Raw genomic sequence first — 14,478 nt, 5'->3', positions numbered from 1 at the left:
TGAATTCGCAATCAGAGTAGGAGTACAGCATGCAAATCACACACACCAGCCAAGGCCATCAAGGCCGACTTACCGCCAGTAATGAAAACGAGGTTTTGGGGCATCTGGATTATGTGATGGCATCCAAGCAGATTATTGATGTGCACCATACTTTCGTTGACCCCGCCGCCCGTGGCCAAGGCGTGGCCGATGGGCTGCTAAACGCGTTGGTGGCATTCGTCCAAGAAAATCACTACACCATAGTACCCACATGCAGTTATGTGGCCAAAAAGTTACCGCGTAGCCATCCTGAATTACTGGCTCAATCCTGGGCACCATAACGCCATGAATCTGAATCATTTTGGCCGTGACAACACGGCATTACGCCAGCTATTGCAACAAACCGCTCATTGGCGCCGTTTGGATACAGCCTTGAAACAGCAATTGCCTGAAAATTTACACAATCATTTTCAGGCAGCCTGTATACATGAAAGCTGCTTGGTAATTTTAGCCACCAACAGCATGGCCGCATCCCGATTACGCATGATGTTGCCCACGCTAGTGCCCAAGCTCCAATCCATTGATTCCACTATTCAAACAGTTCACGTTAGAATCCAGCCACTGTCGGTACAAAAGCCGTCAGTCAAACGCGCACATCTGGGTGAGCAAGCCCGAGCCAGTTTGGCTCAATCAGCTGACCGTTTGGCTCATCATCCCGAGTTGGCAGCAGCCATGCGCGCATTAAGTCATAAGAAAAATTAATTCTTGGGTCAGGCTGCCTGAATACGCCGTGGCTTGAGAATACCCAGGAGAACAACACATGCCACGCCATCTGAGCGCGCCTTTGTCTTTGCCCGGCCATACCTTACGCAACCGCGTCATCATGGGCTCCATGCACACAGGCTTTGAAGAACACACCGGAGGAGCTGCGCATTTGGCAGCATTCTATGCTGAACGGGCGCGCCAGGGCGTAGCGTTAATCATCACGGGCGGCATTGCCCCCAATGCAGATGGGGCGGTTATGGAAGGTGGCGCCAAGCTCACAAACGCCACTGAAGTAGCTTGGCACCAAACTGTCACACAAGCCGTGCACGCTCATGGTGCCAAAATCTGTATGCAAATCCTCCACACGGGACGTTATGCCATGAGCCGCACGCCCGTAGCACCGAGTGCTATTCAGGCGCCCATTAATCCGGCCAAACCACGCGCTTTGAGCACCGCAGAGGTACAACAAACCATTAAAGACTACATTCACTGCGCCCAGTTGGCACAACAAGCGGGTTATGATGGTGTGGAGATCATGGGCAGCGAAGGCTATTTAATCAATCAGTTCTTAGCCCCATGCACCAATCAGCGCGATGATGAATTCGGTGGCTGTTTGGCAAACCGCCACCGCTTCGCCGTTGAGATTGTAGAAGGCATACGTGCGGCGTGTGGGGATACCTTCATCATCGTGTTCCGTTTATCTCTACTGGACTTGGTAGAAAATGGTTCTACCTGGGATGAAAACGAGCTGCTGGCAGAAAAAATTCAGGCTGCGGGCGCCACTTTATTCAATACGGGTATTGGTTGGCATGAGGCACGCATTCCCACTATTGCCACCATGGTGCCGCGAGGTGCTTTTGCGGAATTCACAGGCAAACTCAAAGCCATCAGTCGAATTCCCGTCATTGCCACCAATCGCATCAACATGCCTCAAGTAGCAGACGATATCTTAGACAAAGGTTGGGCCGATGCCGTTTGCCTAGCACGCCCTTTCTTGGCTGATGCTGCTTGGGTGGATAAAGCCATTCGTGCTGAAGATGATCGGATCAATACATGCATTGCGTGTAATCAAGCCTGCTTGGATCACATTTTTGTGGGTAAACTGACCAGTTGTTTGGTCAATCCGTTCGCCTGTCATGAATTGCAATTGATACAGTCCCCAGCCGAGAAATCCAAAAAACTAGCAGTGGTCGGTGCCGGCCCTGCGGGTATGGCATTTGCCAAAACCGCTGCTGAGCGTGGCCATCGCGTTACCTTATTTGACGTTCAAGATAAAGTGGGTGGCAGCTGAATATTGCCAAAACCATTCCAGGCAAGCCCGAATTTCAAGAGACCTTACGCTATTTTTCGGGTGAGTTACAACGATTGAAGGTGGCTTTACGCTTAAATCATCAAGCCATACCTACCGATTTGGCTGAATTTGACGAAATCATTTTGGCCACTGGTATCCAGCCACGCCTACCAGAGATAGAAGGCATTCATCATCCCAAAGTACTCAGCTATCTAGATGTATTGAAAGCACGCAAACCAGTGGGCCAAAAAGTGGCTATTATCGGTGCAGGCGGCATCGGCTTTGATGTGGCCGAATGGCTGAGCCAAAATGGTCCAGATAGCGCACGTTCACCCGAGCTATTTTGGGAAGAATGGCAAATTGACACCAGCTTGCAAGCACGTGGCGCATTGCGCCACCAGCATGCCCATTTACCGGCCTCTGCTCGGGAAATTTGGCTGTTACAGCGCAAACCCGGCGTAGTGGGCCGAAACTTAGGGAAAACAACAGGGTGGATCCACCGCATCACTTTAAAATACAAAGGGGTGCACATGATGGGTGGCGTTCAATACCTCAAAATTGATGATGACGGTTTGCATGTGGCAATAGAAGGTCACCGCCAAATCTTACCGGTTGATCACGTGGTGATTTGTGCGGGCCAAGAACCCAATCAAACGCTCTTGGCCGAATGTAAAAACCTCAACATACCAGTACACCTGATTGGTGGTGCTGATGTAGCTGCTGAATTGGATGCAAAACGCGCCATTAAAGCGGGCACGGAATTGGCCTTACAAATTTAATGACACTTCGTGTTTTTCAACGCTCTGCTTTATCAATGATGTTCAGGCAGCCTCAAGGCTGCCTGAACATCATTGAGCTGGCTCATTAATCATCACTCTAATTCTAGCCGCGTGGCCGACTCAACCACTGAGCTAGTGGCTGGTCTACATTAAAATATCCTCCACGCCACATGCTGTCCGTAGTAGCCAACAAAGCATCATGCGTGAATTGGCCAGCAGACATCAATGCAACCATTTCCGCTGTGCCTAACAGACCAAACGCAGCAACTTCGCCATCTTGATTTTGTGGTCTGAAATCGATTGGCAAATGCACATCAAACACATGTAGCCACTCACGATGTAAGCCGCTTTCCGTAGCTCGTATACTGTATTGGCTACCTTGTGGCATTAAGGTCTGCAACCGTGATGCAGGCAATCCAGCTTCCTCGAATCCTTCCCGACACATGGCAACATGCACTGATTCGCCGCTACTGACGCCCCCACCTACTAAGGTATCCAGCATATTGGGATCCACTGCTTTCGATAAACTACGTCGCGCAATCCACCACCATCGTTCACCAGAAAATGACGTTGTCCATCCATTAATGTGGACCGCATGGCTGCACAATCCCAGTGGCCGAAATGCAGCGCGCTCTAAGCAAAAAAGTACGTCACCACCCAAATCACAGACATCAAAAAACTCACCTCGCCACGCATTCAGCCACCCACGATGACGCCAATGCTCTGCTACCTGCTGTAGCATTTCGCCCAATAAATGCCAATCAGGCTGGCGTAAATCAAGGGTATCGTTCAATACCGTTACAACGCCCGGCCAATCCGCCAACAAACGCCCACGCCACCATGTATTCAGCCAACCCAAATGGCGACCATTAAAAGCCAAGCGTGTCCATGCGTTCATGTCTACCGTCGAGGCGGCACACAGATGGTGCCACAGCATCTGCTGCTGGCTAAGCGAGACCTTGAAACCCTCTATTTGTTTGGGCAGCATGTTAAAGCACATCATTCTAATGGAATACCATACTTGGTCTACTCAACGACCCTTGAGTCGACACCCACTTTCGCAATGGGCAGATACACATCAAACCGCACCGATTTACCGCAATATTGAAATGCGGGCGGCAGCCCTGCCAAATGAGCACCACGCAACGGACGTTTCACTACCACCCGACGTTTGGCTTTGGCTCGCGCAACGTTCAGCAAAGCAAAATCATCAGTTTGTTCAGGCAACCCCACCAACTCATGGAAATACGCCATTTCTTTTTTTGCAGCCGCTGATTTTTGTGTATCCGGATACATCGGGTCGAGATAAATGACATCAGGTTCTGGTCTACATACCGTTGCACCACCGATACTGCCCCATTGCAAATGGATCCGTTGCACCACATCAACTACATCAGCCTGAAGGCGTGCCCGATTCAAACCATCCTGCAGCAAAGCATACACCACAGGGTGGCGCTCAAACGCACATACTGTCAGGCCCATATTGGCCAGCACCCAAGTATCGCGGCCCAATCCAGCAGTGGCATCCCACACGCAAGTACACTTACTCGGTTGCACAGCCCTGCTCAACAACTCACCACCACCGGATAAACGCCGGTATTGGGCAGCGCCGCCATTAAAATCAACCCGAACCACACCTTTCGCTGATTTTTTGGCCAATGCCAAGCCTTGCTCATCATATTGTAGATGCAAGCCTTCTGTTGGCAAATCTGAGGTAGGTACCAATGACACCGTTGCACACAAATGGTGCCAAGCCGCTAATTGTTGTTCAGGCAGCCCATTGGCTACCTTGCAAGGAAAACGCATTTATTCTATGCCCAACCGTTCCATGCGATAACGCATAGAACGGAAGCTAATGCCCAATAATTTAGCGGCTTGGGTGCGATTGAAGCGAGTCTGCGCCAAAGCTTGCTGCAAAATATCGCGCTCTACGTCGTCTAAATAATCCTGGATTTGAGTCCGTCCCAATTGGAAGCCAGAAGTGGCCGGCAGTTCAGTATGGATTTCTTCTTCATTATCTTGCAATGAAACTGCTTGATGACTGCTTATTTGCAAATCATCCACATCAATGATCTGGTCTTGGGCCAGTGCTACTGCACGCTCCAGAATATTTTCTAATTCGCGGAAATTACCAGGATAGTTGTATTGCAGCAGGGCTTTTTGCGCTGCCTTGGTCATGCTCAATTTACCATTCGATGCATGACGCCGCAGTAAACTCACCACCAATTGCGGCAAATCTTCGCGCATTTCACGAAGCGGTGGCATGGTGATGGCGACCACATTCAAGCGATAGAATAAGTCCTGACGAAAATGGCCTTCTGCCACTTGTGCTGCTAAATCCTTATGTGTTGCACAAACAATACGCACATCCACCGGCTTTTCTACCGCGTCGCCCAGTCGTCGCACGGCTTTTTCCTGAATGGCACGCAATAATTTCACCTGCATGGCCAAGGGTAAATCCGCCACCTCATCCAAAAACAGCGTGCCGCCGTCGGCGTGCTGGAAAAAACCCAATTGATCGCTATCGGCACCAGTGAAGCTGCCTTTTTTATAACCAAAAAATTCGCTTTCCATCAAATTTTCTGGAATAGCGCCACAATTCACCGCCACAAACGGCTTATCCCTTCGAGCCGACAACTCATGAATACTGCGCGCAGCCTGCTCCTTACCCGAACCAGACTCACCAGCGATGTACACCGGCACCATTGATTTAGCCAATTTCATAATCAACTGGCGTACTTCTTGCAATAATGGTGAATGCCCAAGCAGACGTGGAACTGGTTTTTCAGCACTGGATTGAGTATCTGCAGCGGCTTGAGTTTTTATTACAGGAGCATGCATAGTGGGCCTAGCCGGAGCTTCAGGCAAGCTCTCGATAGAAGACGAACGTCCCCCACTGACAACAGCTTGTGGTTTGGCCGTGCCCGTTGCCGTTGGTGTATCGTCATCATTGATCTTGATGGCTGACTTCACTAAGCTGCGCAACTGCGCCAAGGTAATCGGTTTTTGCAAATAATCAAAAGCCCCATTTTTGAGCGCTTGCACCGCTTGATCGGCGTTGCCAAATGCGGTAATCACTGCAACTGGCACATCCAATCCGCTTTGCATGATGTGGTCCACCACCTCTAAACCTGAACCATCCGGCATGCGCATATCCGTCAATACCAAGGAAAATTTCCGAGTCGACAGCTGTTCCTTCGCTTCGGCCACGCACGCAGCGGTGTAAACCGACAAACCCATTTTCATCAACGTCATTTCCATGAGGTCACGAATATCGGCTTCGTCATCCACCACCAGTACTGGCTGCTTTAAATCACTGCTATTCATTGGCTACCCTTGGTAAAACAATTTCAAATCCATTGATTTTGGACTCATACCGCAAGCGACCCAAGTTGGCTTGGGCTAATTCCCGAGCAACATACAGCCCCAAGCCGGTACCGCCCGCCGAAGTAGTGAAAAAAGGTTCAAACAAGCGGTCTTGATTTTCTGCCGACACACCGGCGCCATTATCCATCACCACAATGGCAATCTCGGCTCGACCTAAAGGCCGAAACACCACACGAATAGCGCCTGCATTTTGTTGGCTGTGGCGCCAAGCGTTATTCATGAGGTTCCACAGAATTTGCTGCAGATGCATAGGATCACACCACACTTGCAATTTTCCCTCTCCTACTTGCAAATCAATAGCATGCAGGGCTTTGGGCTGGGTAAGCACAAATTCTTGTCGAAATTCGCGCCAGAATTGCATTAAATCGACCACTTGCTTGTGAATTTTATCACTCTTATTCAGTGAGCTGACGTCTTCCAACATTTTATCAATACGGCCAATATTGTTTTCAATCATGCCATGCAAGCGCTTGTGCGGCGGGCTGTCGTCTTCCTCTTGCAATAATTCATTGGCTTGACGGATGGCTGACATCGGGTTGCGAATTTCGTGTGCTAAATTGGCTGTGAGTTGGCCCAACGCTGCCAATTTCATGGCCATGGCTTCTGCAGCCAATTCGCTGTTTGCCCGTACAAACAGCATCAATAGCGGAGTATTGCCTTCATTGATGGGGCGCGCACGCACACGCATCAATTGCGCTTGTAAGGTAGTCTCCGTGTCAAATGCCCGAATTTGGTGGCGTTGCCAAACCGCCATAATGGGCTCAAACAGCGCTGTACCTTCGTCAGCGCGCAAAGATGGAAAATAATCTTGCGCCTTGCGATTGAGCAGCCAAATGATGCCAGCCCGATCCAGCACCACTACGGCTTCTTGTACGTGATTAAACGCTACATCAGTCAATCGTTTAAAGCTGTCCAATACTTGAGACTGCCGCCTTAATGCACTACGTGAACGCGCCAAATAAGTAGCTGCGTAAGCCGTTAATGCCGCTACCAAAAAGACCGCAGCCACCAGGATCACCACTGTGGCCCAACTGCGCATGTCAATTCGGTCTAAACCCACCTCACGGTTAAGCCACAGGGTACTCAACACAATCAACATCGCGGCGTAACCCGCATAAAGCAAAGGATAACGACCAAAACTCAGTAAACAAGAAGTGGTGATAAAAGGCAACACCAAAATACCGAAACCACTGGTGACCCCACCGGCAATATACATCAGCCATACCATCATGGTGATGTCCGCCACGGCATGAGCACTAGGCAATGCCGTGGTGGCCTGTTGCCATTGCGGCAACACAATAGACAATATAATCAAGCAGCCATAGACACCCGCCCATGCATACAGCTGCACATTGCTGAAGGTGAGAATGTTCAGACCATTGAAGCTAAAATTGTGCAACAAAGATTGCACCAGCAAATGAAACGTCAGCAATGAAAACAGCAAACTGATGCGACCAATATTAATCAATCCAGGCAGTTTTTCTAAACTTTGCTGATGATGCCAAGGCACGGTGTCATACATACTTGCCTCACATGGACTCGAATTGGATGGATTTCAACTGCCCCGATACCGCCAAAACTTTACCCTTATGGCCGCGTCTATTAAACACATCTACCACCCGCAAGTGTTCACGGTGCGTTCCGCCACGCGGTCCTTCACTCATAATGTCAAATTCGGCGCCACAACCCACGGCAAACAAACTGAGCTTTGCGCCTTTTGGTAACGACAACCATTGCAATCCGCGCCCTTTGGGCATGATTTTGCACTCAGATAAAGCAAAAGCCAGCAGACGCTTTTCTGATGAAGCCACCACCACTGACGCCTGGCTGCTTTCAGGCAGCCACGCGGCCGGAATTGGGCATGGCGGCAGTGCCGTTTCATCGCGTCCCAGTGTCATCACCGTTTTTCCGGCCTTGGTGCGGCTCAATAAATCTTTCAACTGCACCACAAATCCATAACCACCGCTGCCCGCCAATGCATAATATTGGTCGGGTTCAGCGCTGAGCATAGCCACCACATCCACATTAGCGGGAACGTCCACCAGTGAACTCACAGGGATACCATCACCGCGCCCTCCTGGAATATCGGCAGCATCGACGGTATAACTTCGCCCTTGCTCATCCATGAAAACCACGGGCCAAATACTGCGCCCTTCAATTGCATAAAGTAAATCATCGCCTTCTTTAAATGTCGTTTGGCCCAAATCCAGACCATGCCCCACCCGTGAGCGCAGCCAGCCTTGTTTCGACAAAATCAACGTAATCGGTTCATCAGCGGTGGTTTGCGTTAAAGAAGCCCTTTCGGCTGCCTGAATCAAAGTGCGCCTATCATCACCAAATTGATGGGCATCATTTTCCATTTCCTCAATAATCAATTGCTTTTTGGCATGATCATCTTCCAAAAGATGCATCAAATCCTGCCGCTCTGACAATAACTTATTGAGCTCATTTTCCAGTTTAATCCATTCCAGTCGAGCCAACTGGCGCAAGCGAATTTCCAAAATATCTTCAGCCTGAATGTCGGTAAGACCAAACGTCGCCATCAATTCCGGCTTGGGTTCGTCCGCTTCACGAATCACTCGGATCACCTCATCAATGTGCAAGAAGGCAATCTGCCGCCCTTGCAAAATATGAATGCGCTTATCTACTTGGCTTAAGCGGTGTTGAAGCCGCCGAGTCACAGTCACGATGCGGAAATCCAACCATTCCTGCAAAATCATCAGCAATGTTTTTTGTGCAGGCCTATCGTCCATGCCCATCATCACCAAATTAACCGAAACATTGCCTTCTAACCCAGTTTGCGCCATCAGGGTATTCATGAACTCATCGGCATCAAGGCGACTGGATTTGGGCTCAAACACCAACCTAACGGGTGCTTGGCCATCCGATTCATCACGCACTCTATCCAATAAAGACAACAACAAAGACTTGGTATTCAGTTGCTCTTGGCTCAGTGATTTTTTACCTGCCTTCGGCTTGGGATTGGTTTGCTCTTCAATACTGGTCAGAATTTTCTGAGCAGACATGCCCGGTGGCAACTCACTCACCACCACTCGCCATTGACCCCGCGCTAATTTTTCCACAGTGTAGCGGGCGCGCACACGCACGCTGCCTTTGCCACTGGCATAAATACTTTGCAATTCTGCCGCAGAGCTGATGATGTGGCCGCCACCGGCAAAATCGGGGCCTTGGATGTATTGCATTAAATCATCAATGGTGAGCAGAGGCTCTTTCAACAAAGCCACGGCCGCGGCAGTAACCTCGCGCAAATTGTGTGCTGGAATTTCCGTGGCTAAGCCCACTGCGATCCCCGAGGCGCCATTAAGCAAAACCATGGGCAAGCGCGCCGGTAATAATGTTGGCTCATCGAAAGCACCATCATAATTAGGCACAAAATCAACCGTACCCATATCCATCTCTGACAGTAACAGTTGCGCCATCGGCGTCAACCTTGCTTCGGTATAACGCATGGCCGCCGCGCCATCGCCATCTCGTGAGCCAAAATTGCCAATGCCATCAATCAATGGGTAACGTAATGTAAAGTCCTGAGCCATGCGCACCATTGCGTCATAAGCGGAGGCATCTCCATGTGGGTGATATTTACCCAAAATCTCACCCACCACCCGAGCCGACTTCACTGGCTTAGCGCCATGCACCAAACCCATGTCTTTCATTGCATACAAAATACGCCGCTGTACCGGTTTTTGACCGTCAGCCACATCGGGTAGCGCACGTCCCTTGACCACGCTCATGGCATATTCCAGATATGCGCGCTCGGCATATTGTCCAAGCAACAAATAATCATCACCGTGGTGCGGCGTTGTCACAACTTCACTCATAAACAACCCTAAAAATGTGGATTAGGCTGCCTGAAAGCAGGCGCAGCCATTGTAAATGAATTATGCCCAGACAACAAAAAACCTGCCCAAACACTTGTTTGGGCAGGTTTTATAAAAGCTGACTCAGTCTGCTTGACGACGAATAACCGCCGGAATTTCGAAATCATCCAAAACCGATTGATTAGCAAAATCTGCAGCCGATAAATTCATACTGCGCGCACTGCGACCAGAACGAATCACGCTATCAATATCAGGAAACGCATCATCGGTACCGGTTGCTTGCTGCACTTTGACCATACGCAAATTATTATTTTGCAACGCTGCTTTGTTTTCTTGTAGGCCCGTAGCAATGATGGTCACTCGGATTTCACCTTCTTCCATGTGTTCATCTTCTGCAGTACCGTACTTCAACTCTGCATCCGGATGCGCATATTCACCCACCATACTCATGATTTCATTGTATTCAGACATACGCAAACAACCGGGCGCGGTCGTGATATTGACCAACACCCCATGTGCGCCTTCCAATGTCACATCGTCCAACAGCGGGCTGGAAATGGCTTGCTCAGTGGCAATGCGGGCACGATCCACGCCATGTGCCTGTCCAGAGCCCATCATTGCCATACCCATGATGCCCATCACATTTTTTACGTCGGCAAAATCCAAATTAATGATACCAGGGCTGGTAATGACTTCAGAAATACCGGCTACCGCATTGCGCAATACATTATCAGCAGCGCGGAATGCTTCACGCACCGTCACGTCGTCGCCTAGCGCCGTCATCAATTTATCATTTGGAATCACAATCAGCGAATCAACTGTGTTTTTCAATGTCTCCAACCCATCGCGAGCCACTTCTTTGCGCTTGCCTTCATGCTCAAACGGACGCGTTACCACAGCCACAGTCAAGATACCCATTTCTTTGGCTAACTCAGCGATCACAGGCGCAGCACCAGTCCCAGTACCGCCGCCCATGCCAGTAGTAATAAACAGCATATTGGCGCCTTTAATGGCATCAGCAATGGCTTCCCTATCTTCCATGGCGGCATTGCGCCCGATATCGGGATTGGCGCCTGCACCCAAACCTTTGGTCAAATTGGTACCCAATTGAATGCGTTTCGGTGCTTGACTGTGCTTCAACGATTGCGCATCGGTATTGGCACTGATGAATTCAATCCCAGCAATGGCATTGTCAATCATGTTGTTGATGGCATTGCAACCACCACCGCCAATACCAATTACTTTAATCACCGCGGGGCTGGCAGCAGCCTCAACCACATCATAGACCAATTGCATGTGCATTCTCCTGATAATGCCTTAGGGCACGGGTTCGCTTAATTCAATCTGCGGCATTATATCGGCAATTACACCGCCACAGCAAAGGTTTCACAAGTAAAAATCCAAATGGCTTAAAAATTATTCTTAAACCAAGCTTGCAATTTGCTCAACAAAGATTCTTTCGGCTCTTCAACCGTCACCGGCATGCCCACTTTACCATCATTGCCGCGGGCTGCCTGAAGCAGGCCGATGGCAGTCGCAAAACGAGGATTGCGGATGCGTTCTGATACGCCACCCATCTCCTGAGGCACACCAATACGCGCGGGTAAATTAAATACATCTTCTGCCAAATCAACCATGCCCGGCAGCAAAGATGCACCACCGGTTAACACGATACCTGAAGTCAACACTTCTTCGGGAAAACCAGAACGGCGCAATTCATTCAGGGTGAGCTCCAAAATTTCCTCTACCCTGGGACCAATCACACTGGCCAAAGTTCGACGAGAAATTTGGCGTGGGTTGCGATCGCCCACGCTGGGTACTTCAATCATGTCATCCAAACCATCCATGCTGGCCAAGGCCACGCCATGGTTAATTTTGATGTACTCAGCAGCACTGTGGGGCGTACGCAATGCCTGCGCTAGGTCCTTGGTAATCAAGTCACCAGCCACCGGAATCACAGCGGTGTGGCGAATGGCGCCATTGGTATACACGGCGATATCGGTGGTGCCACCACCGATATCAATCACACACACACCCAACTCTTTTTCATCTTCTGTGAGTACAGCCTGACCACTAGCCAAAGGTTGCAGAATCATGTTATCAATTTGCAAACCGCAACGATTAACGCATTTCTGAATATTTTGCATGGCCGTAACGGCACCGGTAATGATGTGAATACGGGTATCCAAACGCACGCCACTCATACCGATGGGCTCTTTCACCCCAGGCTGATTATCAATAATGAATTCCTGTACCACGGTATGTAAGATATCGTGATCCGGCGGGATATTTACCGCCTTCGCGGTTTCGATTGCCCGGTCAATATCGGCTTGGCTGACTTCACCATCCTTAATTTTAACCACTCCTTGGGAGTTAAGGCTGCGAATATGATTCCCGGCAATACCGGTGGTTACACTGCCCACCTGTACATCGGCCATCATCTGAGCCTCTTCCATCGCCTGTTTTATGGCTTGGGCTGTGGTCTCGATGTTGGTTACCATGCCAGCCTTAAGGCCGCGTGAAGGCGACTGCCCCAACCCCACAATGTGAATTTCATTGTCGTCCTGTACTTCACCAATAAGGGCGATCACTTTGGACGTACCAATATCCAACGCGCTGATGTATTTTTTACCTTTAACCATGGTCGTCACTTTTTAAAATCATGAATGAATCTGTTTATCAATCGGCGGTTTGGGCCGCTTGGGCGGCCTGAGTCGCCTGCGTGTCGGTCGCACTGGCCGCTGTAGCGGGAATATTCCCATCGGTTTGCACACTACCCGCGGATTTATGGCCCACCGCAAAACCATCTTTATAACGCATGTCTACATAATTCACGCGCCCAGCTTGCTCTTTTAACACTTGCGGCCATGCCCACACAAAATGGGTAAGTCGTTGTGGCCCATCACTGCTGCCCAGGCGCACGGAAATACCATTGTCTAGCATCACATCCCAAGCTGATCGATCACTTAAATCAAGCTGCGTGATATGCAAACCAGTGGGCTGCAAAATCCGTTCAAATTCCAGCAACTGTGGCACCATCATTTTGGGCAAACCGGCACTGCCGGTAAACACAGGCAAGCTTTGATTGGTGGTTGCATTAAACACATTGCCTTCGTTATCCACCAATTGGCCATCATGCCAATGCGCTACCGGTACCCGCTCAGTGATGTCAATGGCCACTGTATCCGGCCACAACCGCTTCACTTGCACTTTGGCTACCCAAGGCAATTTTGCCAAAACAGCTTGAGCACCACTGACATTAGCCTTGAATATATTGCCATGCAAATACTGCTGTGTTATCGCTTGCAACTGTTGCGCGCTGATGTGTTGTACTGGCTTCACAACTTTGACCTGTTTGATGGGAAAATAAGGGGAATTCACCACCCAGACACCCAACGAAGCCAACAAACACACTATTACACAAGCATACAGCCAGCGATAGAGGCGCCGCAATGCTGGCGCGTTATCCCAAAGTCGCATGGCTCAAAATTTCAACACACAAATCTGCAAAACTCAAGCCAGCTTCACGCGCAGCCTTGGGCACCAAGCTGTGACTGGTCATGCCAGGCACCGTATTGATTTCCAATACATATAACTGACCTTGATCATCACGCAAAAAGTCTACGCGCCCCCAACCGCGACCGCCCAAGGCTGCATATGCCTTGACCGTTAAGTCGCGCACCATTTTCTCATCATGAGGATTCAAATCAGATGGGCACAAATACACGGTATCGTCGCGATTGTATTTGGCATCCCAGTCATAAAAATCATTTTTAGGAATGATGCGAATGCTGGGCAAAGCCTGTTCACCCAAAATACCACAGGTGTACTCGCCCCCAGTCATAGCGGGTTCGGCCAGAATTTCACCATGGTATTGCTTCAGCCGCTGGTATGCCTGAGCCAAATCGCCTGCTTTCTTAATGTGCTCCACACCCACACTACTGCCTTCTGCCGCAGGCTTCACAAACAAAGGCAAACCCAGTTGCGCCTCTACTGCAGCAAAATCACTGTCATCATGCAATACCACAAAAGGCACACAGGGAATACCCAAGCCCTGCCAAATCAAACGGCTGCGAAATTTATCCATGCCCAATGCGCTGGCACCGACACCACATCCAGTATAAGGAATGGCCAAGCTTCCAAAGCACCTTGAACCACGCCATCTTCGCCGTATGTGCCATGCAATATATTGAATGCACGATCAAAGCCATCGCTAACCAACTCATACAATGGTCGCTCTTTCGGATCAAACGCATGCGCATCAATCCCCTTGCTTTGCAAGGCCGCCACAATTGCGTTGCCGCTGTTTAACGACACACTACGCTCACTGGAGAATCCCCCCATGAGCACGGCTACTTTGCCAAATTCCTGCATATTGTTTCCTAGTTTTCAATCAGCCAGCCAAGCCAATGGCAATGCCAGCTGGCTGCCTGAACCA

At 49.8% G+C, this 14,478-nt stretch carries 12 protein-coding genes and 1 pseudogene; 4 read left to right on the top strand and 9 right to left on the bottom strand.

What is annotated here, in order from left to right; genetic code table 11:
* Nucleotides 1-29 precede the first annotated feature (29 nt).
* The 4 genes from A2F46_RS10230 to A2F46_RS13355 all read left to right on the top strand — a co-directional run bounded on the left by A2F46_RS10230 (nucleotide 30) and on the right by A2F46_RS13355 (nucleotide 2,814).
* Nucleotides 30-320, top strand: coding sequence for a GNAT family N-acetyltransferase (locus tag A2F46_RS10230; protein ID WP_066570066.1), 291 nt, complete (start codon nucleotides 30-32; stop codon nucleotides 318-320).
* Nucleotides 321-324: 4 nt separating this feature from the next.
* On the top strand, nucleotides 325-741 hold the full coding sequence (locus A2F46_RS10225; RefSeq protein ID WP_066570064.1) for a DciA family protein: 417 nt from the start codon (nucleotides 325-327) through the stop codon (nucleotides 739-741).
* A 58-nt stretch (nucleotides 742-799) separates the two neighbouring features.
* Nucleotides 800-2,035 (top strand): 2,4-dienoyl-CoA reductase FMN-binding domain-containing protein, encoded by a 1,236-nt coding sequence (locus tag A2F46_RS13360; protein ID WP_304437942.1) that lies wholly within the window; start codon nucleotides 800-802, stop codon nucleotides 2,033-2,035.
* Between the two features lie 80 nt (nucleotides 2,036-2,115).
* Complete coding sequence (locus A2F46_RS13355; protein ID WP_304437941.1) at nucleotides 2,116-2,814, top strand: FAD-dependent oxidoreductase; 699 nt, start codon at nucleotides 2,116-2,118, stop codon at nucleotides 2,812-2,814.
* A 103-nt stretch (nucleotides 2,815-2,917) separates the two neighbouring features.
* Here A2F46_RS13355 and A2F46_RS10215 read toward each other — a convergent pair whose 3' ends face one another.
* From A2F46_RS10215 to A2F46_RS10175, 9 genes and pseudogenes are all read right to left on the bottom strand, one after another.
* Nucleotides 2,918-3,802, bottom strand: coding sequence for a DUF4743 domain-containing protein (locus tag A2F46_RS10215; protein ID WP_066570062.1), 885 nt, complete (start codon nucleotides 3,800-3,802; stop codon nucleotides 2,918-2,920).
* 38 nt (nucleotides 3,803-3,840) lie between these two features.
* Complete coding sequence (locus tag A2F46_RS10210) at nucleotides 3,841-4,620, bottom strand: class I SAM-dependent methyltransferase (protein WP_082783664.1); 780 nt, start codon at nucleotides 4,618-4,620, stop codon at nucleotides 3,841-3,843.
* On the bottom strand, nucleotides 4,621-6,141 hold the full coding sequence (locus A2F46_RS10205) for a sigma-54 dependent transcriptional regulator (RefSeq protein ID WP_066570060.1): 1,521 nt from the start codon (nucleotides 6,139-6,141) through the stop codon (nucleotides 4,621-4,623).
* On the bottom strand, nucleotides 6,134-7,723 hold the full coding sequence (locus tag A2F46_RS10200) for a nitrogen regulation protein NR(II) (protein WP_066570058.1): 1,590 nt from the start codon (nucleotides 7,721-7,723) through the stop codon (nucleotides 6,134-6,136). The genes A2F46_RS10205 and A2F46_RS10200 overlap by 8 nt, the downstream gene beginning before the upstream one ends.
* A gap of 7 nt (nucleotides 7,724-7,730) precedes the next feature.
* Complete coding sequence (parC, locus tag A2F46_RS10195) at nucleotides 7,731-10,040, bottom strand: DNA topoisomerase IV subunit A (protein ID WP_066570056.1); 2,310 nt, start codon at nucleotides 10,038-10,040, stop codon at nucleotides 7,731-7,733.
* Between the two features lie 123 nt (nucleotides 10,041-10,163).
* Complete coding sequence (gene ftsZ / locus A2F46_RS10190; protein ID WP_066570054.1) at nucleotides 10,164-11,336, bottom strand: cell division protein FtsZ; 1,173 nt, start codon at nucleotides 11,334-11,336, stop codon at nucleotides 10,164-10,166.
* Nucleotides 11,337-11,449: 113 nt separating this feature from the next.
* Nucleotides 11,450-12,682, bottom strand: a complete 1,233-nt coding sequence (gene ftsA, locus A2F46_RS10185; protein WP_066570052.1) for a cell division protein FtsA — start codon at nucleotides 12,680-12,682, stop codon at nucleotides 11,450-11,452.
* 37 nt (nucleotides 12,683-12,719) lie between these two features.
* The gene (locus A2F46_RS10180; RefSeq protein WP_082783663.1) at nucleotides 12,720-13,520 is read right to left on the bottom strand and encodes a cell division protein FtsQ/DivIB; all 801 of its coding nucleotides are present in this window, start codon (nucleotides 13,518-13,520) and stop codon (nucleotides 12,720-12,722) included.
* A pseudogene (locus A2F46_RS10175) lies at nucleotides 13,504-14,414 on the bottom strand (D-alanine--D-alanine ligase). Before A2F46_RS10175 ends, A2F46_RS10180 begins: the two are co-directional and overlap by 17 nt.
* Between the last annotated feature and the right edge of the window lie 64 nt (nucleotides 14,415-14,478).

It is taken from the genome of Snodgrassella sp. CFCC 13594, from assembly GCF_001590725.1.
Classification (GTDB): domain Bacteria; phylum Pseudomonadota; class Gammaproteobacteria; order Burkholderiales; family Neisseriaceae; genus Snodgrassella.
Note: the sequence above shows the minus strand (reverse complement) of the source record. Positions and strands in the feature narration are given on the sequence as shown.